Source organism: Rhodobacter sp. CZR27, from assembly GCF_002407205.1.
Lineage (GTDB): Bacteria > Pseudomonadota > Alphaproteobacteria > Rhodobacterales > Rhodobacteraceae > Cereibacter_A.
Genome location: NZ_CP023548.1, coordinates 2,930,904 through 2,957,892, shown reverse-complemented (window position 1 = coordinate 2,957,892; position 26,989 = coordinate 2,930,904). Strand labels below are relative to the sequence as shown.

Here is a 26,989-nt window from a genome sequence, read left to right as displayed (position 1 = left end):
AGCGTGCCGTTACAGCTGGAAGCCAGGCGTCGAGGCCGAGAGCGCCTTCTCCTCCTCGTCCATGTCCTCCGAGATCGCCTGGAACAGGGGGGTGGACATGTAGCGCTCGCCGGTATCGGGCAGCATGCAGAGGATGACCGAGCCCTTCTCGGCCCGCTCCGCCACCTGCCGCGCCACCGCGAAGGTCGACCCGCCCGAGATCCCGGTCAGGATGCCCTCCCTGGCCGCCAGTTCCCGCGCCCATTTCATCCCCTCGTCGCCCGAAACGGGGATCAGCTCGTCATAGGCGCCCGAGTCGAGACCCTCCTGCAGCACCTTCGGGATGAAATCCGGCGTCCAGCCCTGGATCGCATGCGGCTCGAAGGCCGGGTGGCCCGAGGCCGCGGTGCCATCCGGATTGCGCTCCTGCGCGATGCCCGATCCCACCAGTTGCGCGTTCGCCGGCTCGGACAGGACGATCCGCACCCCGGGCCGCTCGCGGCGCAGCACGCGGGCGACGCCCGTCACCGTGCCGCCGGTGCCGTAGCCGGTCACGAACCAGTCGAGCCGCTGGCCGGCGAAATCCGCGATGATCTCGCGCGCGGTGGTCGATTCGTGGATGTCGGCGTTGGCGTCGGTCTCGAACTGGCTGGCGAGGAACCAGCCGTTCGCCTCGGCCAGTTCCTGCGCCTTGCGATACATGCCGAAGCCCTTGCCCGCCCGCGGCGTCAGCACGACCTTGGCGCCCAGAAGCCGCATCAGCCGCCGCCGCTCGACCGAGAAGGCCTCGGACATGGTGATGACCAGTGGATAGCCCTTCTGCGCGCAGACCATCGCAAGGCCGATCCCCGTGTTGCCCGACGTGGCCTCGACCACCGTCATGCCGGGCTTCAGCCGGCCCGACCGCTCCGCCGCCTCGATGATGTTCAGCGCCAGACGGTCCTTCACGGACGCGGCCGGGTTGAAGAACTCGGCCTTGGCGTAGATCGTCACGCCCTCGGGCGAAAGGTTGTTGATGCGGATGACGGGCGTGTCGCCCACCGTGTCGAGCACGCTGTCGTAGAGCCTGCCGCGGCCCTCGGTCGTCCGGATCTTCTGCGCATCCATGATGCTTCTCCTGTCACTCTTGTGATCGGAGCTTAACCCGCTATCGCGCGGCGTGTTTCCCGATTTTTCCGCGCGCGCCGGACGACCGTCCCCGCCCGGCCCGCGCGGATGGAACGGTGTCAGAGGTTGAACACCCGGGTCGGATGCAACTCGCCCGCCTTGTAGATGCCAACCGCGACGGGCTTGCCCTGGAAGCTCGCCCAGGCCTCGTCGCCGAATTCCACGTCCGACGCGATCACCATGCCGGGGTTGCCGTTCTTGAGCCGCGCCGCGCCCTCGGCCGTTGCCGGAAGCTCGGGCAGGTCGGCAAGGCCGGTCTCGAGCGGCAGGACATGCGCGAGCAGCGCGTCCGTCTTCGCCAGCTCGTCGATGGTGGCGACCGAGATCCCGTCCTCGGCCTCGAACGGTCCCGACCACGTCCGGCGCAGCCAGGTCACATGTCCGTGGCAGCCGAGCGCCTGCCCCAGGTCGCGCGCGATGGAGCGCACATAGCCGCCCTTGCCGCAGACCATCTCCAGCTCGACATGGTCGGCATCGGGGCGCGAGATCATCTCGAGGCTCTCGACCCAGAGCGGCCGCGCGGCCAGATCCATCGTCTCGCCCGCCCGGGCGATGTCATAGGCGCGCTCGCCCTCGACCTTGACGGCCGAGAACTGCGGCGGCACCTGCATGATCTCGCCGCGGAAGGCGGCCAGCGCCGCCTCGATGTCGGCATCCGAGGGGCGCGTGTCCGAGGTCGCGATCACCTCTCCCTCGGCGTCGTCGGTGCGGGTGGCGATCCCCAGCCGCACCATGAACCGATAGCACTTCAGCGCGTCGGTGATGTAGGGCACGGTCTTCGTGGCCTCGCCCAGCGCCACGGCCAGAACGCCGGTCGCATCCGGGTCGAGCGTGCCCGCATGTCCCGCCTTCTGCGCATCCAGCGCCCAGCGCACCTTGTTGACCACCGAGGTCGAGGTCATGCCGGCCGGCTTGTCCACCACGAGCCAGCCCGAAATTGCCCGCCCCTTGCGCGTCCGTCCCATGGTCATCCCTTTTGCAAGAAGGCCCGCCAGCTATCCGGTCGCGGCGCAAGCGTCAACGCTTCGGAACGACCAGCCCGACGATCGGCCCCATCGGCGTGCCCCAGTCCGACCGCCCGGCGCCGGCATCGTAGAGCCGCGAGATCGAGCCGTCGAAATAGAGCGCGTCCGGCAGCCCCAGCGCGTCGCGGTAGAACCGGCCGAATTCGTGGAAGGTCACGGGGCGGTTCGAGATCGCGAAGACCGCGCGGCTGCCGTCCGGGCTGACGCCCACGCCGTTGCGGACATGGCGCGAATCGCTGTCCACGAGGAACCGGGGGTGCAGCTCGCCGTCGATCACCAGCATTGGCCCGGATTGCGAGGCATGGCGGCAGTCCGGCCGATCGGCCGCGAAGGCGCGCGATTCGATGACGTGGAACCGGTCGCCCACGCAGAAGACGCCGTTCGGCAGCAGGCCGAAGTTGCCGGGACCGGCGGCGGTGACGATGGGGGCAAGTTCCGTCCCGCTCTCGATCATCAGCCCGACCGGGCGGCGGTCGGCATGATACATGCCGGCATTCATCGCGAAGGCGAGTTCGGCGCCCTCGGCCGCCAGCGCACGGTTCACCCGGTCGAAGCTGCCAAAGGGCTGGCCGTCCGCGTCGTTCAGGAAGATCCGCACATCCGCGCCGGCGACTGCCTCGCAGACGGTGAAGGTCATGCCCTCGAAGCTCACCTCGCGGCACTCGGCCTCGGCCCGCGAACAGGCGGCGGGCCAGAGCGCGAGCAGCAGGGCCGCAAGCCTAGCCCTCATCCGCCTCTCCGCCGCGGATGTCGCGCTGCACCGTCTCGTCCGAGAACAGCCGCCGAGTCTCGTCCAGCCGGTCGAAGGTCTCGTCGGGGCGGAAGCGCAGATCGGGGGCGTATTTCAGCGTCATCTGCCGGGTGATGTGGTGGCGCAGCTCTCCCCGGTGCTTGGACAGCAGCGCGATCGCCTCGTCCACGTTCTTGCCGCCCAGCGGCATGACGTGAACGGTCGCCACCTTCAGGTCGGGCGAGCAGCGCACCTCGCCCACGGTGATCGACAGCCGGTTCAGGTCGGGGTCGTGGATCTCGGCCCGGTTCAGCACGTCGGAAAGCGTGCGGCGGATCAGTTCGCCGACGCGAAGCTGGCGTTGCGACGGGCCGGAGCCGGAGGAGGATCTGTGTGCCATGATCGCCCATTTAGGCGCTTTCGCCCCGGCCCGCAACGCCGGCGGACCCTCGGCGCCGCGGAACCGTTGCGCGCCACGCCCGAAGCGCCCCCCGACGACGCGGAACCGGTGTGCGCCACGCCCGAAGCGGCCCCGCGGCGGCGCGGATCCTTTGCGCGCCGCGCCCGAAGCGGCTAGGAAGGCCGAAACGCGAGGGAGAAAGCAGCATGTCGGATCTGCCGGGTATCGTCATCACCGGGGCCTCGGGCCGGATGGGGCAGATGCTGATGAAGACGGTGCTGGCCTCGGACAAGGCGCGACTCGTCGGGGCGGTGGAACGCGCCGGCCACGACTGGGTCGGCCGCGACGTGGGCGCGGCGATGGGCGGGGCGGCCGTGGGCGTGACGGTGACCGATGATCCGCTGGAAGCCTTCGCGCAGGCGCAGGCGGTGATCGACTTCACCGCGCCCGCCGCGACCGTGCAGTTCGCCGAACTCGCCGCGCAGGCCCGCGCCGTGCACGTGATCGGCACCACGGGCCTTCAGTCCGAGCATCTGGAACGGCTGGAATGGGCCGCGCATCACGCGGTGATCGTGCGGGCGGGGAACATGAGCCTCGGCGTCAACCTGCTGGTGCAGATGACGCGCAAGGTGGCGGCGGCGCTCGATGCCGACTGGGACATCGAGGTGGTCGAGGCGCATCACCGCATGAAGGTCGATGCGCCCTCGGGCACGGCGCTGATGCTGGGTCAGGCGGCGGCCGACGGCCGCGGCATCGATTTCGAGCGGGCGAAGGTCTCGGGCCGCGACGGCATCACCGGCGCGCGCGAGCGCGGCAGCATCGGCTTCTCGGCGATCCGCGGCGGCGACATCGTGGGCGAGCATGACGTGATCTTCGCGGCGGAAGGTGAGCGCATCGTGTTGCGCCACGTCGCGACCGACCGGGCGATCTTCGCCCGCGGCGCGCTGAAGGCCGCGATCTGGGGGCAGGACAAGCGGCCGGGGCAATACGACATGATCGACGTGCTGGGTCTGTGAAGCCACGGCCCCCCGGCTTGCCTCGGGGCCGCCTTGCCGTGTCGGTCGAGCGGGAGCGGTCCGGTCAGAAGTCGATCGCGATGCCCTTCTTCTCCCAGTCGCCGAAGCGGACGGGCTCCGGGCCGTTGCGGCCGCCGATCTCGGTCGGCAGCTCCAGCGCCTTGGCGGTCCGGCGCCGCTCCTCGGCCTCGGCCAGCGCGCGCAGCGCTTCGGGCGGCAGGTCCTTGCGGGTCTCCTCGGTCATGTCTCGGCTTCCTTGTGCGGCATGAAGGCATGATATACCGCCGGAGGAAGGCGGAACAAGGAGGCGGCATGGCGGACGAGTCCCGGAGCATGGCGGTGGCGCTGCTCGACGCCGTCCTTGGCGAGGGGCGGCTTCTGTCGCAGGCGCTGGCGGACCTGCCCCACGATGCCCCGCCGTCCGAGCGGGCGCGGGCGCAGCGGCTGGCTCTGACGGTGCTGCGTCATCTGGAGCGCGCCGAGCGGCTTCTGTCGCCGCACCTGCGCAAGGCGCCGCCGCTGACGGTACGCAACGTGCTGCGCCTTGCGGTGGTCGAGATGGCGGTGGAAGGCGCGGCGCCTCATGGCGTGGTCAGTGCGGCCGTCGATCTGGTGCGGCGCGGGCGGCGGACACAGCATCTGGCGGGCCTCGTGAACGCGGTGTTGCGCAAGGTCGCGCCGGCCTCGTTCGAGCGGATGCCGGCGCAGCGGATGCCGATGTGGCTGCGCCAGCCGCTGGTGCGGCTCTGGGGGCGCGAGGTCGTTGCGGTGATCGAGGCGGTGCAGGCCGGGGTGCCGCCGCTCGACCTGACGGCGAAGCCCGGCGCCAGCGCACCGGGCGAGGCCCTGCCCACGGGCAGCTTCCGCCTGACCCATCCCGGGCAGGTCTCGGCGCTGCCCGGCTATGACGCGGGCGACTGGTGGGTGCAGGATGCCGCGGCCGCGCTGGCGGTGCAGCTGCTCGCGCCCGCCGAGGGAGAGGCCGTGGCCGATCTCTGCGCCGCGCCGGGCGGCAAGACGCTGCAGCTTGCGGCTGCCGGGGCGCGGGTGACGGCCGTCGATGTCTCGGAAGCGCGGCTGGCGCGGCTGCGCGAGAACCTCGCGCGCTGCCGGCTTTCGGCCGAGGTGGTGGCCGCCGATCTGCTGGAATGGCAGGGCGGGCCATTCGACGCGGTGCTGCTTGACGCGCCCTGCTCGGCGACGGGGACGATCCGCCGCCACCCGGACCTGCCCTTCGTCAAGGATGGCAGCGAGATCCCGGCGCTGGCCGAGCTTCAGGCCGCGATGATCGACCGGGCGCTCGCGCTGCTGAAGCCGGGCGGGCGGCTGGTGTTCTGCACCTGCTCGCTCCTGCCCGAGGAAGGCGAGGACCAGCTGGCCGCGATGCTCGCCCGGCACCCCGGCCTTCGGGTCGAGCGGCCCGAGATCGCGGGGGTGGAAGCCGTATGGGTGACCGAGGCCGGCGGGCTGCGGCTGCGCCCTGACCTCTGGGCCGACCGCGGCGGGATGGACGGCTTCTTCATGGTCCGGGTGCGCAAGCCGTGAGGGGCGCGGGCGGCCGGTTCCATGGCGGCCTGCCGCCCGTGGCTCGGTCGCGGGTCCCGGGCAGGGCGGGCGTGGAAGCCCTGCCTCCCCCGCTTCCCCGATCGGAGCATCGCCTGCGACAGCAACCGGAAGGGGTGCGGCCATGACCGGCGCGGGCAGGGTCGGGTTCCTCGACCGGCTTGCAGCGCGGCTGGCCGGCCTCCGCCGCGGATCGCGGCGCTTCGTCCTGCTGCCCGAACCGGGATGCATCGGCCTTGCAGAACGGGGGCGCTGGCTGCTGGCCGGCAGCCACCTCGTCGACGGCCGGCTGGTCCAGGCCGTCACCGTGCCGCCCTGGGAAGTGCCGGGCGCGGATGCCGCGGTGCTGGCTGCGGCGCATGGCTTCGGCTGGCTCGACGATCTGGCGGGGCTGGGCGACCGCGCCGCCCGCAGGCAGGCGCAGGACTGGACGCTGCGCTGGATCGCCCGCTACGGCCGCGGTGGCGGTCCCGGCTGGGCGCCGGCGCTGGCCGCGCGCCGCCTTGGCCGCTGGCTCTGCCATGCCGCGCTGCTGACCGACGGGGACGAGCGGCTTTCGGCCGACCTTGCCCGCGCGGCGTCGCGCACCGTCCCGTTCCTCGTCCGCCGCTGGACGACCGCCGAGGGCACGGCCCGGATCGAGGCGCTTGCCGCGATCCTCCGCGCGGGGCTGGCGCTTGACGGGATGGAGCGGCACGTCACGCCCGCTGCCGTCGCGCTGGGCCGCGAGGCCGCGGCGCAGGTCGATGGCCATGGCGGCATCGTATCGCGCAGCCCCGAGGATCTGGCCGACCTCTTCGTGCTGCTGGTCGAGACCGAGGCCGCGCTGGTTGCCGCGGGCCGTCCGGTGGCCGAGCCGCATCGCGCCGCGATCCGCCGGATCGCGCCCGTCCTTCGCATGCTGCGCCACGCGGATGGCGGGCTTGCGCGGTTTCACGGCGGCGGCCGCGCCTTTCCCGAGCGGGTGGAACGGGCGCTTGCGGCGGCCATGGTGCGGGCGGTGCCCGCCGACGGCGCCGCGATGGGCTTCATGCGTCTCGCCGACGGGCGCACGAGCGTCATCGTCGATGCCGCCGATCCGCCGCCGGGCAGCCATGCCCATGCCTCGACCCTGGCCTTCGAGATGACCTCGGGGCGGCGGCCGGTCGTCGTCTCCTGCGGCTCGGGCCGGGCCTGGGGGGCGGAGTGGCACCGCGCCGGGCGGGCGACGCCCTCGCATTCCACCCTGACGCTGGAGGGATTCTCGTCCTCGCGGCTCGGCCGTTCGGGCGAGGCGATCGCGGACCGCGCCCGCGTCCTTTCGGCGCACCGGCAGCGCGGACCGGCCGGCACGCAGCTGCATCTGATCCATGCGGGCTGGGCCGAGACGCATGGCCTGACCCACCGCCGCGATCTCGTGCTGGCGCCGGACGGGCGCAGCCTGTCGGGCGTGGACACGCTGGCGGCGCTGACGGCGGCCGAGCGCAGGCGGCTGGACGCCGTCCTGAAGGCCGCCCGCGGCGCCGGAGTGCGCTACGCGCTGCGCTTCCACCTGCATCCGGACGTCGATGCCGCCATCGAGCCGGGGGGGACGGGCGTCCGCCTGACCCTTGCCAGCGGCGAGCACTGGACCTTCCGCGCCGAGGGTCCGGCCCGCCTGACGCTCGACCCGTCGGTCTATCTCGATCGCGCGCATCTCTTGCCGCGGGCTTGCCGGCAGATCGTGCTGGCGGGCGTGCTTCTCGATGTCGAGGCCCGGATCGGCTGGACCTTCGCCAAGACAGAGGATACTCCGCTGGCCATTCGTGACGTGGAGCGCGACGACCTGCCGGACCGCCCCTGACCTGACCGGTTTTGACCTGGAGGCACTGTGATGACGAACCTCGTTCCTGTTGGCCGCGCCCTTCTGTCGGTTTCCGACAAGTCGGGGCTTCTCGATCTCGCGCGGGCTCTGGCAGAGCTGGAGGTGGAGCTGATTTCCACCGGCGGCACCGCGGCGACACTGCGCGCGGCCGGGCTGAAGGTGCGGGACGTGGCCGAGGTCACGGGCTTCCCCGAGATGATGGACGGCCGGGTCAAGACGCTGCATCCGATGGTGCATGGCGGGCTTCTGGCGCTGCGCGACGATGACGAGCATCTGGTGGCGATGGCCGCGCACGGGATCGAGCCGATCGACCTGCTGGTCGTGAACCTCTACCCGTTCGAGGCGGCCGTGGCGCGCGGCGCCTCCTACGACGACTGCATCGAGAACATCGACATCGGCGGCCCGGCGATGATCCGGGCGGCGGCGAAGAACCACCGCTTCGTGAACGTCGTGACCGATACCGCCGACTACAAGGCGCTGCTGGACGAGCTGAAGGCGCATGACGGCGCCACGACGCTCGCCTTCCGGCAGAAGCTGGCGCTGACGGCCTATTCGCGCACCGCGGCCTATGATGCGGCCGTTTCCGCCTGGATGGCCGGGGCACTGAAATGCGAGGCGCCGCGGCGCCGCGCCTTCGCCGGGACGCTCGCCCAGACCATGCGCTACGGCGAGAACCCGCACCAGAAGGCGGCGTTCTACCTCGACGGCTCGAACCGCGCGGGCGTCGCCACGGCGAAGCAGTGGCAGGGCAAGGAGCTGTCCTACAACAACATCAACGACACCGATGCGGCCTTCGAGCTGGTGGCGGAGTTCGATCCGACCGAAGGCCCGGCCTGCGTGATCGTCAAGCACGCCAACCCCTGCGGCGTGGCGCGCGGCGCTACACTGGCCGAGGCGTATTCCCGCGCCTTCGACTGCGACCGCGTTTCCGCCTTCGGCGGCATCATCGCGCTGAACCAGCCGCTCGACGGGCCGACGGCCGAGAAGATCGCCGAGATCTTCACCGAGGTGGTGATCGCCCCCGGCGCCGACGAGGCCGCCAAGGCCGTCTTTGCCGCGAAGAAGAACCTGCGCCTGCTGACGACGGACGGGCTGCCCGATCCGCTGGCGAAGGGGCTGGCGTTCAAGCAGGTGGCGGGCGGCTTCCTCGTGCAGGACCGCGACGCGGGCCATGTCGACGCGCTGGACCTGAAGGTGGTGACCCGGCGCGCGCCGACGGAAGCGGAACTGGCCGACCTGCTGTTCGCCTGGACCGTGGCCAAGCACGTCAAGTCGAACGCCATCGTCTATGTGAAGGACGGCGCGACCGTGGGCGTGGGCGCCGGCCAGATGAGCCGCGTCGACTCGACCCGGATCGCGGCGCGCAAGGCACAGGACATGGCGCAGGCGCTGGGGCTTGCCCTGCCGCCGACCCAAGGTTCGGTCGTGGCCTCGGACGCCTTCTTCCCCTTCGCCGATGGCCTGCTGGCGGCGGCCGAGGCGGGCGCCAAGGCGATCATCCAGCCCGGCGGCTCGATGCGCGACGACGAGGTGATCGCCGCGGCCGATGCGGCGGGCCTTGCGATGGTCTTCACGGGGCAGCGGCATTTCCGGCACTGAGATGCGGCTGACGGTCTACACCGCCCTCGGGACCTTCCTGCTCGACCAGCTGACGAAATGGATCGTCGTCTGGTGGATCGGGCTGGCGCATCGCGGCGCGATCGACCTCGTCCCGCCCTACCTTACCTTCCGCATGGCGTGGAACCGGGGGATCAACTTCGGCCTCGGCTCGTCGGACCAGGAGTTCGTGCGCTGGGGCCTCATCGCCGTGGCGCTCGCGATCTCGGTCTGGGTCTGGCTGTGGGTGGCGCGCAGTCAGCCGACGAAACTGGCGCGGATCTCGGGCGGGTTGCTGATCGGCGGCGCGCTGGGCAACGTGGTGGACCGCGTGCTGTTCGGCGCCGTGGCCGATTTCCTGAACATGTCCTGCTGCGGGATCGAGAATCCCTATGCGTTCAACGTGGCCGACATCGCGATCTTCGCCGGGGCGATCGGCCTCGTCCTCTTCACCCGCGACACGCGCGAGAAGCAGCCCGGCAAGCCGAAGGCCCCGGGCGCCAAGCCCCGCAAGCCCGGCGCGGACGGCAAGTCCGGCCGTGGAAAGACCCCGTGACGGCTGGAAACCTTTGCGCTAAAGACGGGCGGAGGCAGCAAGGAGGCAAGGCATGCGGGCAGCTCGAGGCGCAGGGGCGGGTGCGGCACTGGCAATGCTCCTGCTGGCAGCCTGCGGCGGCGGCGATCCGAGGCTGATGAACCTGCGCTCGACCGGGCAGGGTCCGGACGAGTTCAGCATCCTGCCGTCGAAGCCGCTGGAGATCCCCGACACGCTGGGCGCGCTGCCCCCGCCGACGCCCGGCGGCGCGAACCTTGCCGACCGCAACCCGGAAGCCGACGCGATCGCAGCACTCGGCGGTGACCCGAGCCGGTCGCGCGCGATCCCCGCCTCGGACGCGGCCGTGGTGGCCCACGCGCGGCGCTACGGGTCCGATCCGGGCATCCGGCAGACGCTGGCGGCCGAGGATCTGCAATGGCGCCGCGACAACGACGGGCGCCTGCTCGAACGGGTGTTCAACGTGAACGTCTACTTCAAGGCCTATGAGCCGATGTCGCTCGACCAGCAGGCGGAGCTTGCCCGCTGGCGCGCCGCCGGCGCCCGCAACCCCTCGGCGCCGCCGCCGCAGGCGGGCGAGTGATCACAAGCCCGTAGGGGGGCTTGAAGGCCCCCCGCCACACGGTAGCTTTCGCGCGACGCCGATCTTCTGGAAGGACAAGCCGATGCTGCGCCGACTGGGCCTTGCGGCCGCGACCGCGCTTACCCTCTCGCTGCCCGCCTTTGCCGAAGCCGTGACGGATTTCCGCCTCGCGAACGGGCTGGAGGTCGTGGTGATCGAGGATCACCGCGCCCCGGTCGTGACCCATATGGTCTGGTACCGCGTGGGCGCCGCCGACGAGCCGCCCGGTCATTCCGGCATCGCGCATTTCCTTGAACACCTGATGTTCAAGGGCACCGACGAGCTGAAGCCGGGCGAGTTCTCGGCAACGGTCGAGGCGCAGGGCGGCGACGACAACGCGTTCACGTCCTGGGACTATACCGCCTATTTCCAGCGGGTCGCCGCGGACCGGCTCGACCTGATGATGAAGATGGAGGCCGACCGGATGCGCGACCTCCAGATGAGCGAAGATGACGTGAAGACCGAGCGTCAGGTGGTGCTGGAGGAGCGCAGCCAGCGCACCGACAGCGACCCGGACGCCATCTTCGGCGAGCAGCGCCGCGCCGCCCAGTATCTGAACCACCCCTACGGCATTCCTATCATCGGCTGGCGCCACGAGATCGAGCAACTCGACCGCGAGGACGCCTTCAGCTTCTACCGGACCTATTACTCGCCGAACAATGCGATCCTCGTCGTGGCGGGCGACGTGACCCCGGACGAGGTGAAGCGTCTGGCGGAAACCCACTATGGCGCGCTCGAACCGACAGAGAACCTGCCGCCTCGCCTCCGCCCGCAGGAGCCGCCGCAACTGGCCGAGCGGCGCCTGACCTTCACCGATCCGCGCGTGGCGCAACCCTATGTGGCCCGCAGCTACCTCGCCCCCGCCCGCGAGAGCGGCGCGCAGGAGAAGGCCGCGGCGCTGACCATCCTCGCCGAGCTTCTCGGCGGCAGCCCCACCACGTCGCTCCTCGCCAGTGCCCTTCAGTTCGGCGAGGCGCCGAAGGCGGTGTGGAGCCAGGCCTATTACGATGGCTCGGCGCTCGACTCGGGCAATTTCTCGCTGGCCGTGGTGCCGGTGCCGGGCGTCAGCCTGCAGGCGGCCGAGGAGGCGATGGATGCGGTGATCGAGGATTTCCTGAAGACGGGGCCTGACCCCGAGGATTTCGCCCGCATCAAGACCCAGCTTCGCGCACATGACATCTATTCCCGCGACAACGTGGACGGACTGGCCCGGCGCTATGGCGCGGCGCTGACCACCGGCCTCACGGTCGAGGACGTGGAGCGCTGGCCCGAGGTCTTGCAGGCGGTGACGCCCGAGGAGGTGGTGGCCGCCGCCCGCGAGGTGTTCGACCGCCGCCGCGCCGTGACGGGCTGGCTGGAGCAGGAAGAGGAAGAAAGCCAATGATGTTACGTCTGGCCGCCGCGCTGATCCTGTTCGCCCTGCCGGTCCGGGCGGACGTGCAGATCCAGGACGTGACCTCGCCCGGCGGCATCCGCGCCTGGCTGGTCGAATCGCACGAACTGCCGTTCACCGCGCTCGAGATCCGCTTCCGTGGCGGCACGAGCCTCGATCCCGAGGGCGCCCGGGGGGCGGTGAACCTGATGACCGGCCTGATCGAGGAAGGCGCGGGTGATCTCGACGCGCAGGGCTTCGCCCGGGCGCGGGACGCGCTGGCGGCAAGCTTCTCCTTCCGGCCGAGCGCCGATGCCGTGGCGGTCTCGGCCGAGTTCCTGACCGAGAACCGCGATGCGGCCACGGACCTGCTGCGTCTGGCGTTGGTGTCGCCACGTTTCGACGCGGAGGCGATCGAGCGGGTGCGCGGGCAGGTGCTGTCTGGCCTTGCGTCGGATGCCAAGGACCCGACGAGCATCTCGGGCCGGGTCTTCGACGAACAGGCCTTTGGCGCCCACCCCTATGGCTCACAAGGCGAGGGCACACCCGAGAGCGTGCGGGCGCTGACGCGCGAACAGATCGTGGCAGCGCACAAGGCGGCGCTCGCCCGCGACCGGATCTATGTGGCCGCGGCGGGCGACATCACGGCAGCCGAGTTGGGCACGCTCCTCGACCGGCTGCTGGGCGACCTGCCCGCCGAGGGCGCGCCGATGCCGGGCCGGGCCGAGTGGCGGGTCGGCGGCGGGGTGACCGTGGTCGATTTCCCCACGCCGCAATCGGCGGTCCGCTTCGGACATGCCGGGATCAAGCGCGACGACCCGGACTTCTTCCCTGCCTATGTGCTGAACGAGATCCTCGGCGGCGGCGGCTTCGGCTCGCGCCTGATGACCGAGGTGCGCGAGAAGCGCGGGCTGACCTACGGCATCGGCACCTATCTGGCGCCCATGGACCATGCCGAGCTGATGATGGGCCATTTCGCCTCGGCCAATGCCACGGTGGCCGAGGCTATCGGCATCGTGCGCGACGAATGGCGCCGCGCCGCCGCCGAGGGCGTGACGGCCGAGGAACTGGCCGCGACGAAGACCTATCTCACCGGCTCCTATCCGTTGCGGTTCGACGGGAACGGCCCGATCGCGAGCATCCTCGTCGGCATGCAGATGGAGGATCTGCCGATCGACTACCCGACGACGCGGAACGCGAAGATCGAGGCGGTGACGCTCGAGGACGTGAAGCGCGTCGCCGCGTGGCTCCTGAAGCCCGATGCGCTGCACTTCGTGGTCGTGGGCCAGCCCGAGGGAGTCGAGTCGGACGGCTGAGGCTCCGTGGTCGTTGTGATATCGGGCGGTCGCATCCTGCATGATGTCAGTGTGGCGCGGATCCGCCGACTCTGCTAATGCTGGTGGCATGACCGCAGCCAGCCCCAAGATAAGCCCTGCCCGGCCGGTGATCCGGCAGCTCGACGAGGCCGCGATCAACCGGATCGCGGCGGGCGAGGTGGTGGAGCGTCCCGCCTCGGCGGTGAAGGAGCTGGTCGAGAACGCGCTGGATGCCGGCGCGCGGCGGATCGCCGTGGACATCGCCGACGGCGGCAAGGTGCTGATCCGCGTCACTGACGACGGCTGCGGCATGACGGCGGCGGACCTGCCGCTCGCGCTGTCGCGGCATGCGACCTCGAAGATCGACGGCTCGGACCTTCTGGACATCCGCAGCTTCGGTTTCCGGGGCGAGGCGCTGCCCTCGCTGGGGGCGGTCGGGCGGCTGACCATCACCTCGCGCGTCGCGGGCGAAGAGGGCGCCTCGGTCTCGGTCACTGCGGGGCGGATGGAGCCGGTCCGCCCGGCCGCGCTCTCCGTCGGCACGGTGGTCGAATTGCGCGACCTGTTCTTCGCCACGCCGGCGCGGCTGAAGTTCCTGCGCACCGACCGCGCGGAGACGCAGGCCATCGCCGAGGTGCTGAAGCGGCTGGCGCTGGCCGAGCCCGAGGTGGGCTTCACCCTCACCGATGTCTCGGGCGGCGAGCCGCGCATCCTGTTCCGGACGGAGCCCGAGGCGGGCGACCTGTTCGACGCGCTGCATCGCCGGGTGGCGCGGGTGCTCGGCGCCGACTTTGCCGAGAACGCGCTGCGCATCGAGGTGGAGCGCGAGGGGCTGAGGCTGCAGGGCTATGCGGCGCTGCCGACCTATTCGCGCGGCTCCTCGGCGGCGCAGTTCCTGTTCGTGAACGGGCGGCCGGTGCTGGACCGGATGCTGCTGGGAGCGCTGCGCGCCGGCTACATGGATGTGCTGAGCCGCGACCGTCACCCGGCCGCCGTGCTGAACCTGATCTGCGACCCGCAGCGGGTGGACGTGAACGTGCATCCCGCAAAGGCCGAGGTGCGGTTCCGCGAGGCGGGCGAGGTGCGGGGGCTGGTGGTCTTGGCGCTGCGACATGCGCTGGCGGGGGCGGGGCATCGCGCCTCGACCACCGTTGCGGAGGAGACGCTGGGCGCCTTTCGGCCGGAGCCCGGCTGGACGCCCCGCGTCTACCAGATGGACCGGCCCTCGGCCTCGGCGATCTGCCGCAGCCTTGCCTTCCAGGCTCCCGATCCGCAACCCGCGATGGCGGGCCTTGCCGAAGCCCCGGCCGCGCGCTTCGAGGAGGCCACGCCGTCGGCCGAGCAGAACCCGCTTGGTGCGGCGCGGGCGCAGATCCACGAGAACTGGATCATCGCCCAGACCGCGACCGGCATGGTGATCGTGGACCAGCACGCAGCGCACGAGCGGCTGGTCTACGAGAAGCTGAAGCGCCAGCGCGACGGGGCGGGCATCGCGCGTCAGGCGCTGCTGATCCCCGAGATCGTGGACCTGTCGCCCTCGGACGCCGCGCGGCTTCTCGATGCCGCCGGGGATCTGGCGGCGCTCGGGCTGGTGATCGAGCCCTTCGGCGGCGGAGCGGTGGCGGTGCGCGAGGTGCCGGCGATCCTCGGGCGGATCGAGGCGGCGCCGCTTCTGCGCGACATCCTCGACGATCTGGGCGAGACCGGCGCCTCGGACCGCTTGCAGGCGCGGATGGATGCGATCCTCAGCCGGATGGCCTGCCACGGCTCGGTCCGGTCGGGCCGGCAGATGCGGGCCGAGGAGATGAACGCGCTCCTGCGCGAGATGGAGGCGACGCCGCTGTCCGGCCAGTGCAACCACGGCCGGCCGACCTATGTGGAACTGAAGCTCGCCGACATCGAGCGGCTGTTCGGGCGGCGATGATCCGCGACCGATGATCCAGATCCTCGGCCAGAGCTATGCCTGGGACGATCCGCGCGTCCTGATGGCTGCCGGGGCGGCGGCGGTCCTGATCCTGCTTCTCCTGATCCTGCGCGCGGCCGGGCGGTCGGCGCGGGTCGCCGCGCCGCTGGTGCGCGAGTTGGGCTGGCTCTCGCAGCAGGTGCAGATGCTGTCGGACGGGCAGGAGCGGCTTGCGGGCGGGCTGCACCATGTCTCGGACGCGCAGGCGGCCAGCCAGCATGCCATGCTGCAACTGATGGAGCGGCGGCTGGCCGAGGTGCAGCGCGGCATGGCGGAGAGCCTGCACGGCACGGCGGTCCGCACCGCGCGGTCGCTGGGCGACCTGCAGCAGCGGCTGGAGACCATCGACCGGGCACAGGCGAACATCGAGAAACTCTCGGGCGACGTGCTGGGCCTGCAGGACATCCTGTCGAACAAGCAGACCCGGGGGGCCTTCGGCGAGATCCAGCTGCACGACATCGTGCGGAAGGCCCTGCCGCCCGACAGCTACACGATGCAGGCGACGCTTTCGAACGGGCGGCGGGCGGACTGCCTGATCCACCTGCCCGAGCCTCCCGGCCCCATCGTCATCGACTCGAAGTTCCCGCTGGAAGCCTACGAGATGCTGCGCGAGTCCGAAGGCCCCGCGGAGACGATGGAGGCGCAGCGGCTTATGCGGGTGGCGGTGCGCGCCCATATCCGGGCCATCGCCGAGAAATACATCCTCGACGGCGAGACGGCCGACGGGGCGATGCTGTTCCTGCCCTCGGAAGCGGTCTATGCCGAGTTGCATGCGAACTTCGGCGACATCGTGCGAGAGGGGTTTGCGGTGAAGGTCTGGATCGTGTCGCCCACCACCTGCATGGCGGTGCTGAACACCATGCGCGCCGTGCTGAAGGACGCTCGGATGCGGGCGCAGGCCGGTGCGATCCGGCGCGAACTGGCCGAACTCGGGCGCGAGATCGAGCGGCTGGTGGAGCGGGCGGGCAACCTCGACCGGCACTTCGCGCAGGCCGCGCGGGATGTGGAGGAGATCCGCATCTCGGCCGGAAAGGCCGGAAAGAAGGCGCGCCGGCTGGACAACTTCGACTTCCAGGATCTGGCGCCCCCGGCTGACGCCGCGGAATAGCGCCCGATGCCGGTGTGCGCCCGCGGGACCCAGGCCCGGACGGCACCGCAGGGACCTGGCATCCGCAGGCCTGTGGCCGGGTGTCCTCAGATCCGCACGAAGGGCTGCACCAGCCGCGGCAGCAGGCTGTTGAAGCGCAGCGGCGCATCGGTGGCGGCAAGGCAGATGCAGTCCGGCCCGGCCTCGGCGACCGGGGTGTGCTCCATCTCCTCGTCGGCAATCTCGAGGTCGCCGGGACCGAAGCGGTCGGTCTCGTCGCGGAACGCGCCCTGCAGGACCAGCGTCAGTTCCATCCCGCGGTGGCCGTGGTCGGGCACGGACTGGCCGCCCGGGATCCACAAGAGCCGCGCGATCGCCTCGCCCCCCGTGGGCAGGATGGCCTGCCGCACGCCGCCGCCCAGCGGGCGCCAGCGCACCGCGTCGAGGCTGCCACCGATGTAGTCCGCAAGCGGCGCGGGGGCCCGCGGATCGAGCCGCCTCACCGGGCGGGGCGTCTCGATCCGTCGGTCGAGCCGGGACATCACCGCGGCGAGGCTGCCGGCGGCCATCGCCACCTGTGCCGCATCCTCCATCAGGCTGCCGCCCACCGCTTCGAAGGCTGCCAGGCGCGCCCGGCACTCGTCGCAGAGCGAAATGTGCGTCGCCACCACCAGCCCGAAAGCCTCGGGCAGGTTGCCCGAGGAATGGGCCAGCAGCAGGGAGTCCGATATGTGGTGCCGGATCGTCATCGTTTCCTTCAACCCATGTGGTGGCGCAGGCGTTCCAGGGCCAGCCTGATCCGCGACTTGATGGTTCCAAGCGGCAGCCCGGTCTCCTCGGCCAGTTCCCTGTGCGAGACATCGCCGAAGAAGGCGCGCTCGATCAGCGCCCGCTGCTTGTCGGGCAAAAGGGCGATCGCCCGGCCGAGACGGTCGTTCTCCTGCTGCATCTCGTAGATGTCGGCCTGGTCGGGCTCCACCTCCGGACCCCAGAACAGGTCTTCCGGTTCCGGATGGCGCGCCCGACGCAGGATGTCGATCCGCCGGTTCCGCGCGATGGTGAAGATCCAGGTCGCGACCGAGGCCCGCGAGGGATCGAACAGGTGGGCCTTCTGCCAGACCGCGGCCATCACGTCCTGCGCGCATTCCTCGGCTTGCGCCGCCGCCGTGCCGGACTTCATCAGGAAGCCCTTCACCCGCGGGGCAAAGTGCTCGAACAGCCGCGCAAAGGCCGCCTCATCGCGTTGGTCCCGGACCGCCTGCATCAGCGCTACCCAATCCGTCTCGTTACCCTGACCTGTCACCGTCGGCCTTCCGTTTCGTCGCCCGAGGGGAAACATAGGCAACCGCCCCCCCGCTTGCATCCGCATTTTTTGGCCGGCCCCGGCATGTCATCTCTTCTACGGCCGAGCGGCCCGAGCGGATCATCCGCCGCCCTGCAGAAAAAGCACGGGCGAGACCGGATCATCCGCCGCCGTGCAGAAAAATCGCCACCGGGTTGATCCGTTCCTCTTCGCGGGGCGTATCGGCCCCGAGCAAACCGGGAGACTGCAGGCATGCCATTCGAGACGTCTGAATTCGCGCGTCGGCGCGTTGCTGTGATCGGCGGAGGCGTTTCGGGAATGGCGGCGGCGCATCTGCTGGCCCGCGACCATACGGTGGTGCTGTTCGAGGCGGAGAGCAGGCTTGGCGGCCACGCGCGCACGGTCTTGGCCGGCAAGCGTGGCGACCAGCCGGTGGACACCGGCTTCATCGTCTTCAACAAGGTGAACTACCCGCATCTGACGCGCCTCTTCGACGAGCTTCAGGTGCCGGTGGTGGAAAGCGACATGAGCTTCGGCGCCTCGGTGCGCGGCGGGCGGCTGGAATACGGGCTCAAGGATCTGAAGGCTGTCTTCGCGCAGAAGCGCAACGCGCTCGACCCGCGGTTCCTGAACATGCTGATGGACGTGCTGCGCTTCAACGCCCATGCGATGGACCATGCCGACGATCCGGTGATGACGATCCGCGACCTGCTGGAGCGGCTCGACCTGGGCGACTGGTTCCGCGACTACTACCTGCTGCCGATCTCGGGCGCGATCTGGTCCACGCCCTCGCGCGGGATCCTCGACTTCCCGGCACAGGCGCTGCTGCGCTTCTTCGAGAACCATGCGCTGCTGTCGCACACTGGGCAGCATCAGTGGTATACGGTGGCCGGCGGTTCCATCGAATATGTGCGCAGGCTTCAGGTGGCGATGACCTCGGCCGGGGTCGATCTGCGGCTGGGCGCCGACGTGGCGGGCGTCCGGCGGCAGGGCGACGGCGTGCAGGTGCGCGTGACCGGCGGCGACTGGGAAGCCTTCGACGAGGTGATCTTCGCCACTCATTCCGACGATACGCTGCGGCTCCTGTCCGACGCCTCGGAGGAGGAAGCGAAGGCGCTGGGCGCGGTGCGCTACCAGCCGAACCGGGCGGTGCTGCACGCCGATACCTCCGTGATGCCGAAGCGCCGCGCGGCCTGGGCCTCGTGGGTCTATGTCGAGCCCGAGGACCCGCAGGCCCCCATCGACATCACCTACTGGATGAACTCGCTGCAGCCGATTCCGCATGACGATCCGCTGTTCGTCACCCTGAACGGCGAGCGGCCGATCCGCGACGAGCTGGTGCATGACGTGGTGACCTTCCGTCACCCCGTCTATGACCTTGCGGCGCAGCTGGGGGTCGCGGCGCTGCGCATGATGAACGGCAAGCGCAACACGTGGTTCGCCGGCGCCTGGATGCGCAACGGCTTTCACGAGGACGGCTTTGCCAGCGCGGTGGACGTGGTCGAGGCGATGCGCCGCCGCATCGCGACGCCGGTGGCCGCATGAGGGTCGAGCATGTCCGGGGCGAGACCTTCCACGGCCGGAAGGGGGCGCTGGAGAACAGCTTCCGCTATGGCGTGGACTACGTGATCCTCGACCCCGAGGCGGTCGAGGCGCCGGCGCTGTTCTCGCGCAACCGCGCCAATCTGGTCGCGCTGCACGATCGCGACTATGGCGGCGAGCCGGGCAGGGGGCGCGGCGTTGCCTGGGTGCGCGAGGTGCTGGCCGCCCATGCCGCGCCGGGGGGAGAGCGCATCCTGCTGCTCACCCAGCCGAGGGTCCTGGGGCATGTCTTCAACCCCGTCAGCTTCTGGCTCTGCCACGAGGCGACGGGCGCCCTGCGCACCGTCGTGGCCGAGGTGTCGAACACCTTCGGCGACCGGCACTGGTATCTCTGCACGAAGCCGGACGGCAGCCCGATCACCCGCTCGGACACGTTGACCGCGACCAAGATCATGCATGTCTCGCCGTTCCAGCCGGTCGAGGGCAGCTATCGGTTCCGTTTCGACATCCGCGACGACCGCGTGGGCATCTGGATCGACTACAGCTTCGGCGAGGGCGGCCTGTTCGCCACGCTGACCGGCACCCGCGCGCCGCTGACCAATGCCGGCATCCTTGCCGCCTGCCTGCGGCGGCCCTTCGGCTCGCGCCGGGTGCTGGCGCTGATCCACTGGCAGGCGCTGAAACTTGCCCTGAAGGGGGCGCGCTACCGCACGCGTCCCGCGCCGCCCGCCCAAGATGTCAGCAGGTGAAGGCCGCCTTGCGCCGTGGTCGCTCTTTGCCGGGCTTATCGCCGCCGCCGGGCTTCCGATCTACATCCACGCGCCCAAGGTCTATGTCGATGACTACGGCATCAGCCTCGGCACGCTGGGGGCGGTGCTGGCGGGGCTGCGCCTGATCGACGTGGTGCAGGACCCCGCGCTGGGCTGGCTGGCCGAGGTGACACGACAGAAGCGGGCGGCCATGGTGGCCGGTGCGGTGGCGCTGATGGCGCTGGCGATGATCGGCCTCTTTGCGGTCGAACCTCCTGTCCTGCCGCTCCTGTGGTTCGCGCTGACGCTGGTGGTGCTGTTCTCGGCCTTCTCCTTCCTCAGCATCGCCTTCTATGCCGAAGGCGTCGGCAAGGCGGGACGGCTGGGCCGGGGCGGTCATCTCCGGCTGGCCGGCTGGCGCGAGGCCGGCGCGCTCTGCGGGGTGTCGGTCGCCGCCGTGGCGCCGGTTCTGCTGGGCAGCTTCGCGGCCTTCGCCTGGGGCTTCGCAGGCCTTGCCGTTCTGGCATCGTTCGCCATGCGGCGCGAATGGGCGGGACTGGCCGAGGCCCCCGTTCCCGACCTGCGCGCCGTGCTGGCGGACCGGATGACCCGGAGGCTTCTTCTGCTGGCGCTGGTCAATGCCGCGCCGGTGGCGGTGACCTCGACGCTGTTCCTGTTCTTCGTCGAAAGCCGGCTTGCCGCGCCCGGTTCGGAAGGGCCGCTGCTTCTGCTCTTCTTCCTCGCGGCAGCGCTCAGTGCGCCGGCGTGGAGCCAGTTGGCACGCGGCTTCGGCGCAAGACGCACGCTGCTGGCCGGGATGGTGCTGGCGGTGGTGTCCTTCATCTTCGCCTTCACGCTCGGCCCGGGCGACGTTGCGGCGTTTGCCGTGATCTGCGCCGCCTCGGGGGCGGCGCTCGGGGCGGACATGGTGCTGCTGCCCGCGATCTTCGCCCGGCACCTGTCGCGCAGCGCGGGCGGAGATGCGGCGGCCTTCGGCTTCTGGTCCTTCGCCTCGAAGCTGGCCCTTGCGCTCGCGGCTGCCGCGGTGCTGCCCGCGCTCGGGGCCGCAGGCTTTGCGCCGGGCGCGGCCTCCCCCGCGTCGGCCCTGCTGTTCCTCTCGGTGCTCTACGCGCTGGTCCCCTGCGGGCTGAAGCTGCTGGCCATCGTCCTGCTCCTCGTCACCCCCATCCCGGAGACCTGATCCCGTGCTGTCCCTGCTGTTCCTCGTCCTCGGTTTCCTGCTCTGCCTCGGGCTTTTCGGCCTGCGCGACCGGACGCTGGCGTTTGCCGCGCAGCGGCCTGCCGACTATTCCGGGAAGGGTCCCGCCCTTGACCCGCGCAGGGACCTTTCGGGGCCGCTGCTGTGCGAGGGCGTGATCTACGGGCCGACCGGCCGGGTCACCTCGCGCTTCGTCGCCGACATGGTGGGCCGGTGGGAGGGCAATGCCGGGATCCTCACCGAACGCTTCCGCTACGACAGCGGTGCGGTGGACAATCGCGAGTGGCGGTTCCAGCTTGGCAACGACGGGACGCTTCATGCCGAGGCCGATGATCTTGTGGGCAGCGGCGTCGGAAAAGCCGAAGGATCAGCCCTCTGCCTGCGCTACCGGCTGCGGCTTCAAGATGACGCAGGGGGGCATGTGCTGGATGTCATTGACTGGATGTACCGGCTGGAGAATGGCACGATCATCAATCGGAGCCAGTTCCGCAAGTTCGGGATCAAGGTTGCCGAGCTTGTGGCGACACTACGACGGATCGAGACATGAGACAATTTGTTGGTAAGCGGTACTGGCTTATCGGCGGCAGCGAGGGTCTGGGGCTCGCGCTGGCGAAGAAACTGAGCGGCGCGGGGGCGAAGGTCATCCTTTCGGGCCGTGACGAGGAGCGGCTGAAGACGGCGGTCGCCGAGATGCCGGGTCATGCCGAGGCGGTTCCGGTGGACGTGCAGTCGGACGAGTCGATCCGCACCGCGCTGGAGACGATCGGCGAGGTGGACGGCATCGTGTTCAACGCGGGCGTCTACTGGCCGATGACGGCGCAGGAATGGGACCGCAAGGCGATCGACGCCATGCTCGACACCAACCTGATGGGGCTGGTCCGGCTGGTCTCGGCCGTCCTGCCCGGCATGATCGCGCGCGACCGCGGGCATCTGGTGGTGACCGGCTCCATCGCGGGGTTCCGCGGCCTGCCGGGCGCGATCGGCTATGCCGCCAGCAAGGCCGGCGTGGTCGGGCTGACCGAGTCGCTCTATGCCGACCTGCGCGGCACCGGGGTCGACGTCCAGCTGGTGAACCCGGGCTTCGTGAACACCCGGATGACCGCGAAGAACAAGTTCCGGATGCCGTTCATCATGGAACCCGACGCGGCGGCCCGGCACATCTTCGAGCACATGTGCTCGGACAATTTCCGGCTGAACTTCCCGGCGCCCTTCTCCTCGTTCTTCCGCTTCGCGCAGCTGCTGCCGGACGGGCTGTTCTTCCGGCTGGTGGGCCGGCGCTGAGGATCGAAGGGGCGCCCGGGGCGCCCCTTTCCGTTTCAGACCGTGGCTGCGTGGCGGTCGAACTCGGCCTTCGCGCGGCCCCAGACGCCTTCGTCCAGCGCATCGAGCGCGAGGAGCGAGGGCAGAAGCTGCGCGGCATAGTCGAGGCTGCTCTCGACCGGCAGCAGCGAGGGCAGGTTGTCGATGGCCATGACGTCGAGCGGCGGATCGGCATGGACGCGCAGCGCCGGCGCGGTCCAGCTCGTCACCCGGTCATAGACCTTCACCGGCGAGAAGTCCGAGGTCGGGTCGCAGGCGATGTCGCCGATCACCGCCAGTGCGCGCGGGGCGGCCGCGGCCCCGGCCGGGACGAAGACGGGGCAGCCCGGCCGGGCAAGGATGCAGTTCAGGAAGATCTCGTGCTCCAGCACCTCGGGGAAGGGACCGCCATGCGCGGTCTCCTCGATGTCCCAGCGGGTGACCGCAAGGCCCATCGACTCGCACAGATCGGCGGCGCCGGTGCCGACGCGGCCCTTCGCCCCGATCACCAGCGCCCGCGGCTGGGTGGCATGCGCGGCAGCGAGTTCCGCGCCGAGATCGGCCAGCAATCCCTCGCGTCCCGGCCAGGTCGAGACGGGGTCGCAGATCCCGCCGCGCGCCTGCGCCGCCCAGCACTTCAGCGCCACCGCAGCCCCGGCATAGCCCGCCCAGTAGCCGAAGGCGGCAACCCGGCGACCCGTCTCGTCCACCAGCGATTCGAGATCGTAGAGCGTCCCGCCGCCCGCCTTGAAGCGCCCGAGCAGCACCCGGCCCGCTGGCTGGCCCTTGTAGGCGTGACCGAACAGGATGTGGCGATGGGGCAGGGGCGTGCCGTCCTCGGGCAGCTCCTTCAGACCGAAGATGATCGCGTCGCGCGGCGCATCCGGCCAGGAGCCCTCGGGGGCGATCCCGCAGCCGGCGGCGGCATAGCCCTCGATCGACAGGGCCCTCGTCCGGCTCGCCTCGACCGTGACGCGCAGTCCGCGCGCGATCAGCGCCGCGGCGCCATCCGGGGTGAGCCCCACCCGTTCCTCGTTCGGCCGCTGTTCGGCCCTGACCCAGAGATGCGTCATTCGCTGCTTTCGACAGTGGTGCGGTAGCCGCGGCGGCGCGCGCGCTGGTGCCAGCGCTCGGCCGCAAGGCAGGCATCCCGCAGATTGGAGAACCAGGTGACGAGACGGCCACCGGAGCCGCGCGGGCCGCGCCGTCCCCATTCCCGCAGGACGGTATATTCGCCGAACAGGTTGTAGACGAGTTCCACCCGGTAGAAGCGGGAGGGGCCGTCGGTCTCGCGCAGGCAGAGGTATGTCAGCATCTGGGGCCTCCGGTGGCGTTCTCGCCTTCAGGGATACCAGATCTGCGACGGCATGACAGCCGGAAAGGCGGGCGGCGCAGCGGCGGGAGGCCGTCGCTCAGGCCGGCAGCCGCGTCCTGTCGGGCATGCCGACCGGCCGCTGGCGGCTCTGCCCGCCCTGGCCCGCGTGCGAAAGCTCTGACGAGAAGAGTTCCCTGAGTTCCTCGCGCGTCAGGATCTTCGGCGACTTCGCGGCCCCTCGCGGATGGGGGAGGGTGCCCAGGAAGAACGGCCAGGCAAGGCGGATGCCGTCAGCCCAAGAAATGAAGTTGATGCGCATGATGTCGTTTCCCCGGAACGATGCCCTTGTACTGACGCTTCTTCATACCGCTTTCGAGGTGGCAGCCCCGTTCTCAGCCAGAGAATGATTCGTCGTCCTTCCACGCTCTCACAAGTAGTAGGCGGATTTGTGCCGAATATGCGGACAGGTGGGAACCAGCCCATACCTAGGAGAATTTCTTCTCCTTCGTGCAAATCTGCCACAGCGGTTTTCCGCAGTCCCGCCAAGCGGTTGCAAATTTCTCATCGGCACAACTAAAGCGGGTGTGCTTCTCGCCGTTTCCTCCATTGAACGCAATTCCGTGGGGACGATGAGGAGGAAAAGACACATGTCGATTGTTCTGCTGCAACTCGCCCGGATGCGCAGATTGCGCGCCCTTCGCTATCTTCATCGCGAGGGACTCGAGACTGCCAACGTCTTCATGCTACCTTCCGCGCCGGACGCCGGCCGCGAGCGACTGCCGCGCTCATCCTACCCTTTGGCGATTGCCATGGATGCGGAACACGCTAAGGTTGTCCAAATGATAAGGTGAGGGATAGATCGGAGTGTCGGATGATGGCCCCCTGCATCCTGGCTCTCGATGACGAGGCGTCTGTCTTGACGGCTGTGCAGGAGACCCTGGAGGATCGGGGCTTCCGCGTGATCACGGCCAAGAACATGGCGCAGTTCCGAAAGCTGGACGCCGAGGAGGATGTCGATCTTTATCTCATCGATACCTCGCTGCCGGATGGAAGCGGGCTCTCGCTGGTGCGGGAACTGCGTCAGGTCACCGACAGGGGCATCATCCTGCTTGCCGGTCGCCGCGACGAGGGCGAGGGGGTGCGCGGGCTGGAGCTTGGCGCGGACGACTCGCTGGTGAAGCCGTTCCGGCAGCGCGAACTGGCGGCGCGCGTCACGGCGGTCTATCGGCGCACCGGACGCGGCACGCCGGTCCGCCCGCCGGAGCAGCCGAATGTCGATCATCGCTTCGAGGGCTACAGCATCAGCCTGCAGTCCCGGCAGGTCTGGGCCGCGGACGGCAGCGAGATCATGCTGACCACGTCGGAGTTCGAGCTGCTGGCCGCGCTGATCGCCCGGCGCGGGCAGGTGCTGAGCCGCGACCAGATCATGAATGCCATCAAGGGCCGGCACTGGGAAAGCTATGACCGGGTCGTGGACGGGATCGTCAGCCGCCTGCGCCGCAAGATCCCCTCGGCGACCCGCGGCAGCCATTTCATCCGCACGGTCCACGGCGTTGGCTACGCCTTCACCGCCTAGGCGCCGGCGAAGAGCTGCGCCAGCCGCGCCGCCTCGCGGTTGATGTCGTGGCGCTCCAGAACCCGCAGGCGGGCCGCGTGCCCCATCTCGGCCAGCGTCTCGAGCGGGGTGGCCGCGAGTCGCTCGATGGCGGCGGCCAGCGCCTGCGCGTCGCCCGCGGGCACGAGATGCCCGGTCTCTCCGGGCAGGACCAGTTCCGGCACGCCCGCCACCATCGTGCCGATCACCGGCCGGCCGGCCGCCATCGCCTCCATCACCACCGTCGGAAGCCCCTCGGCGAACGAGGGCAGGATGAGGGCCTGTGCCGCCTCCAGTTCGCGCCGGACGCGGGCCTCGTCCGCCCAGCCGGTCAGCGTGATGCGCGAGGCCAGGTTCCGCGCGCGGATCAGCGTCTCGATCCGGCCACGCAGGGGTCCGTCGCCCACCAGCGTCAGGTGCAGGTCCGGCAAGCGCGCAGCCGCCAGCGCGATGGCCTCCACCAGCAGCACGAAGCCCTTCTGCTCGGACAGGCGCCCCACGGCCACCAGCCGCGGCCCGCTCGGCGGAAGCGGTAGGGTGGTCGGGAACAGCTCCGGCTCGATCCCGCAATGCACCACGTGGATGCGCCGCCAGTCCTGTGGCTGCGCCCAGCGGTAGAGCTGGCTGCGGCCATAGGAGCTGACGGCGACGGTGAAGGTCGCGCGGTGCATCTTCAGCGGCAGGCTGAGGGCCACCGGTGCGTCGAATTCGTCCGGCCCGTGGACGGTGAAGCTGAACCTCGGCCCGCCGAGCGCCTCGGCCAGCATCGCCACCGTTGCCGAGGCGGTTCCGAAATAGGCGTGGAGGTGGGTGATCCCGAGATCCCGGCACCGCCGGGCAAGATGCGCAGCCTGGATCAGGTAGCCGATGTGGCGCAGCCGCCCGCCCTGGGTTCCGCACCTGGCCGCAAGCCGCAGCCCTCGCGAGGCCTGGCGGGGCCTGCCGGCCATCCAGAAGAGGGCCGACAGCGCCAGCCGGACCGGCCCCTGACGCAGCAGGTGCTCGGTCAGGTCGTCCTCGGCCAGGTCGGCGGCATCGGTAAGAGCCGCCCGGTCGCTGCGGATGGCAAAGCGGTGGACCCGGTGCCCCGCACGCTCCAGCGCCTGGATCTCGCGCCGGATGTAGCCGTGCGTCGCGCGCGGATAGATGGTCACCAGGTAGCCGATATTCATTTGGCAGAACCGATTTGCGGAAATGTCCAAGGCATAGGCCGTGCAGCCAGCCATTCCTAGCCCCGCGGCGACATGATGATGCAGCGGGCAAAGTGCCGCCCCCCTCCGGGCAGGGACGCTTCCAGGGCCGGCCTGCGCCGGGGGGCGGTTCTGCGGTCGACCTTCCGGCCGCGGGACAGCCGCTTCGTCACGGCAGATCGGCCTTTGTGCTGCAGGCAGGCCATGGGGGCAGGATTGCAGCGGAATGCCATGATTTAGCCGCAAACCGTCCGCGGTTTTGAACGGTTTGCTAACGATTGTCTGCAAAGATTGAACGCACCGCACGATATGGCGGGACATTTCAGGATCTGCCGATGGCCTTCGGACTCATCTTCTCCAGCATCATCCCCGGCCTGAGCCTCGCCATCTGGGGGCTGTTCCACGGCTATTCGATCCCTGCGGCCGTGCTGCTGCATTCGCTGGCCGGCACCGCCGGCGCGATCCTGTTCATGGCCTTCGCCGTCATCCGTCCGGGTCTGCGCGACCGCGTCGTCGTCGCGCATCAAAGCCCCGGCCTGAACTGAC

Annotated in this window: 29 protein-coding genes; 18 read left to right on the top strand and 11 right to left on the bottom strand. The window is 70.2% G+C overall.

The window, feature by feature from the left end:
- Window positions 1–9 precede the first annotated feature (9 nt).
- From CK951_RS14425 to rbfA, 4 genes are all read right to left on the bottom strand, one after another.
- Complete coding sequence (locus CK951_RS14425) at window positions 10–1,086, bottom strand: PLP-dependent cysteine synthase family protein (RefSeq protein ID WP_096786809.1); 1,077 nt, start codon at window positions 1,084–1,086, stop codon at window positions 10–12.
- 119 nt (window positions 1,087–1,205) lie between these two features.
- Window positions 1,206–2,111 (bottom strand): tRNA pseudouridine(55) synthase TruB, encoded by a 906-nt coding sequence (truB, locus tag CK951_RS14420; RefSeq protein WP_096787277.1) that lies wholly within the window; start codon window positions 2,109–2,111, stop codon window positions 1,206–1,208.
- Between the two features lie 52 nt (window positions 2,112–2,163).
- Window positions 2,164–2,901, bottom strand: coding sequence for a phosphodiester glycosidase family protein (locus CK951_RS14415; RefSeq protein WP_096786808.1), 738 nt, complete (start codon window positions 2,899–2,901; stop codon window positions 2,164–2,166).
- Window positions 2,891–3,301, bottom strand: a complete 411-nt coding sequence (gene rbfA, locus CK951_RS14410) for a 30S ribosome-binding factor RbfA (RefSeq protein WP_096786807.1) — start codon at window positions 3,299–3,301, stop codon at window positions 2,891–2,893. Before rbfA ends, CK951_RS14415 begins: the two co-directional genes overlap by 11 nt.
- Before the next feature lie 206 nt (window positions 3,302–3,507).
- Between rbfA and dapB the strand changes: the two genes are divergently transcribed.
- Window positions 3,508–4,317: a 4-hydroxy-tetrahydrodipicolinate reductase gene (gene dapB / locus CK951_RS14405; protein ID WP_096786806.1), complete on the top strand. Its 810-nt coding sequence runs from the start codon at window positions 3,508–3,510 to the stop codon at window positions 4,315–4,317.
- 64 nt (window positions 4,318–4,381) lie between these two features.
- On the opposite strand, the gene CK951_RS14400 is transcribed toward dapB, so the two are convergent.
- Window positions 4,382–4,561 carry a DUF1674 domain-containing protein gene (locus tag CK951_RS14400; protein ID WP_096786805.1) on the bottom strand — a complete coding sequence of 60 codons (180 nt, stop codon included), beginning with the start codon at window positions 4,559–4,561 and terminating at the stop codon, window positions 4,382–4,384.
- Window positions 4,562–4,629: 68 nt separating this feature from the next.
- On the opposite strand from CK951_RS14400, the gene CK951_RS14395 reads away from it, so the two are divergent.
- The 9 genes from CK951_RS14395 (at window position 4,630) to CK951_RS14355 (ending at window position 16,253) form a co-directional block, all read left to right on the top strand.
- A complete protein-coding gene (locus CK951_RS14395; protein ID WP_096786804.1) occupies window positions 4,630–5,862 on the top strand; it encodes an RsmB/NOP family class I SAM-dependent RNA methyltransferase in 1,233 nt (410 codons plus the stop codon).
- Between the two features lie 142 nt (window positions 5,863–6,004).
- Window positions 6,005–7,702: a heparinase II/III family protein gene (locus CK951_RS14390; RefSeq protein ID WP_096786803.1), complete on the top strand. Its 1,698-nt coding sequence runs from the start codon at window positions 6,005–6,007 to the stop codon at window positions 7,700–7,702.
- Window positions 7,703–7,732: 30 nt separating this feature from the next.
- Window positions 7,733–9,322 carry a bifunctional phosphoribosylaminoimidazolecarboxamide formyltransferase/IMP cyclohydrolase gene (gene purH, locus CK951_RS14385; RefSeq protein ID WP_096786802.1) on the top strand — a complete coding sequence of 530 codons (1,590 nt, stop codon included), beginning with the start codon at window positions 7,733–7,735 and terminating at the stop codon, window positions 9,320–9,322.
- Window position 9,323: 1 nt separating this feature from the next.
- On the top strand, window positions 9,324–9,875 hold the full coding sequence (gene lspA / locus CK951_RS14380; RefSeq protein WP_096786801.1) for a signal peptidase II: 552 nt from the start codon (window positions 9,324–9,326) through the stop codon (window positions 9,873–9,875).
- Between the two features lie 52 nt (window positions 9,876–9,927).
- Window positions 9,928–10,455: a DUF3035 domain-containing protein gene (locus CK951_RS14375; RefSeq protein WP_096786800.1), complete on the top strand. Its 528-nt coding sequence runs from the start codon at window positions 9,928–9,930 to the stop codon at window positions 10,453–10,455.
- Window positions 10,456–10,537: 82 nt separating this feature from the next.
- A complete protein-coding gene (locus CK951_RS14370; RefSeq protein WP_096786799.1) occupies window positions 10,538–11,878 on the top strand; it encodes a pitrilysin family protein in 1,341 nt (446 codons plus the stop codon).
- On the top strand, window positions 11,875–13,182 hold the full coding sequence (locus CK951_RS14365; protein ID WP_096786798.1) for a pitrilysin family protein: 1,308 nt from the start codon (window positions 11,875–11,877) through the stop codon (window positions 13,180–13,182). Before CK951_RS14370 ends, CK951_RS14365 begins: the two co-directional genes overlap by 4 nt.
- A gap of 88 nt (window positions 13,183–13,270) precedes the next feature.
- Window positions 13,271–15,106, top strand: a complete 1,836-nt coding sequence (mutL, locus tag CK951_RS14360; RefSeq protein ID WP_096786797.1) for a DNA mismatch repair endonuclease MutL — start codon at window positions 13,271–13,273, stop codon at window positions 15,104–15,106.
- Window positions 15,107–15,116: 10 nt separating this feature from the next.
- The gene (locus CK951_RS14355; protein WP_096786796.1) at window positions 15,117–16,253 is read left to right on the top strand and encodes a DNA recombination protein RmuC; all 1,137 of its coding nucleotides are present in this window, start codon (window positions 15,117–15,119) and stop codon (window positions 16,251–16,253) included.
- 86 nt (window positions 16,254–16,339) lie between these two features.
- Here the strand turns inward: CK951_RS14355 and CK951_RS14350 are convergent, their stop codons facing one another.
- A complete protein-coding gene (locus CK951_RS14350; protein WP_096786795.1) occupies window positions 16,340–16,981 on the bottom strand; it encodes a ChrR family anti-sigma-E factor in 642 nt (213 codons plus the stop codon).
- An 8-nt stretch (window positions 16,982–16,989) separates the two neighbouring features.
- Window positions 16,990–17,571, bottom strand: coding sequence for an RNA polymerase sigma factor RpoE (gene rpoE, locus CK951_RS14345; RefSeq protein WP_394341570.1), 582 nt, complete (start codon window positions 17,569–17,571; stop codon window positions 16,990–16,992).
- A gap of 216 nt (window positions 17,572–17,787) precedes the next feature.
- Here rpoE and CK951_RS14340 point away from each other — a divergent pair, with 216 nt between their 5' ends.
- Genes CK951_RS14340 through CK951_RS14320 form a run of 5 tightly spaced genes read left to right on the top strand, consistent with a single transcriptional unit; the run spans window position 17,788 to window position 22,326 of the window.
- Entirely contained in the window at window positions 17,788–19,080 is a 1,293-nt protein-coding gene (locus CK951_RS14340) for an NAD(P)/FAD-dependent oxidoreductase (protein WP_096786793.1), read from the top strand.
- Window positions 19,077–19,826, top strand: a complete 750-nt coding sequence (locus CK951_RS14335; RefSeq protein ID WP_096786792.1) for a DUF1365 domain-containing protein — start codon at window positions 19,077–19,079, stop codon at window positions 19,824–19,826. The genes CK951_RS14340 and CK951_RS14335 overlap by 4 nt, the downstream gene beginning before the upstream one ends.
- Window positions 19,813–21,027: an MFS transporter gene (locus CK951_RS14330; protein ID WP_096786791.1), complete on the top strand. Its 1,215-nt coding sequence runs from the start codon at window positions 19,813–19,815 to the stop codon at window positions 21,025–21,027. The genes CK951_RS14335 and CK951_RS14330 overlap by 14 nt, the downstream gene beginning before the upstream one ends.
- A gap of 4 nt (window positions 21,028–21,031) precedes the next feature.
- The gene (locus CK951_RS14325; RefSeq protein ID WP_096786790.1) at window positions 21,032–21,592 is read left to right on the top strand and encodes a DUF3833 domain-containing protein; all 561 of its coding nucleotides are present in this window, start codon (window positions 21,032–21,034) and stop codon (window positions 21,590–21,592) included.
- Entirely contained in the window at window positions 21,589–22,326 is a 738-nt protein-coding gene (locus CK951_RS14320; RefSeq protein WP_096786789.1) for an SDR family oxidoreductase, read from the top strand. The genes CK951_RS14325 and CK951_RS14320 overlap by 4 nt, the downstream gene beginning before the upstream one ends.
- Window positions 22,327–22,361: 35 nt before the next feature.
- Here the strand turns inward: CK951_RS14320 and CK951_RS14315 are convergent, their stop codons facing one another.
- The 3 genes from CK951_RS14315 to CK951_RS14305 all read right to left on the bottom strand — a co-directional run bounded on the left by CK951_RS14315 (window position 22,362) and on the right by CK951_RS14305 (window position 23,978).
- Window positions 22,362–23,417 carry a saccharopine dehydrogenase gene (locus CK951_RS14315; RefSeq protein WP_096786788.1) on the bottom strand — a complete coding sequence of 352 codons (1,056 nt, stop codon included), beginning with the start codon at window positions 23,415–23,417 and terminating at the stop codon, window positions 22,362–22,364.
- Complete coding sequence (locus CK951_RS14310) at window positions 23,414–23,659, bottom strand: WGR domain-containing protein (protein WP_096786787.1); 246 nt, start codon at window positions 23,657–23,659, stop codon at window positions 23,414–23,416. The genes CK951_RS14315 and CK951_RS14310 overlap by 4 nt, the downstream gene beginning before the upstream one ends.
- 97 nt (window positions 23,660–23,756) lie before the next feature.
- Entirely contained in the window at window positions 23,757–23,978 is a 222-nt protein-coding gene (locus CK951_RS14305) for a hypothetical protein (protein ID WP_157764561.1), read from the bottom strand.
- Window positions 23,979–24,306: 328 nt separating this feature from the next.
- On the opposite strand from CK951_RS14305, the gene CK951_RS14300 reads away from it, so the two are divergent.
- Window positions 24,307–24,510 (top strand): hypothetical protein, encoded by a 204-nt coding sequence (locus CK951_RS14300; protein WP_096786786.1) that lies wholly within the window; start codon window positions 24,307–24,309, stop codon window positions 24,508–24,510.
- A gap of 74 nt (window positions 24,511–24,584) precedes the next feature.
- Entirely contained in the window at window positions 24,585–25,235 is a 651-nt protein-coding gene (locus CK951_RS14295; protein ID WP_232520733.1) for a winged helix-turn-helix domain-containing protein, read from the top strand.
- On the opposite strand, the gene CK951_RS14290 is transcribed toward CK951_RS14295, so the two are convergent.
- Complete coding sequence (locus CK951_RS14290; RefSeq protein WP_096787274.1) at window positions 25,232–26,425, bottom strand: glycosyltransferase; 1,194 nt, start codon at window positions 26,423–26,425, stop codon at window positions 25,232–25,234. The two genes, CK951_RS14295 and CK951_RS14290, sit on opposite strands and share 4 nt — an antisense overlap.
- Before the next feature lie 353 nt (window positions 26,426–26,778).
- Here CK951_RS14290 and CK951_RS14285 point away from each other — a divergent pair, with 353 nt between their 5' ends.
- Entirely contained in the window at window positions 26,779–26,988 is a 210-nt protein-coding gene (locus CK951_RS14285) for a hypothetical protein (RefSeq protein ID WP_096786785.1), read from the top strand.
- Window position 26,989: the final 1 nt, after the last annotated feature.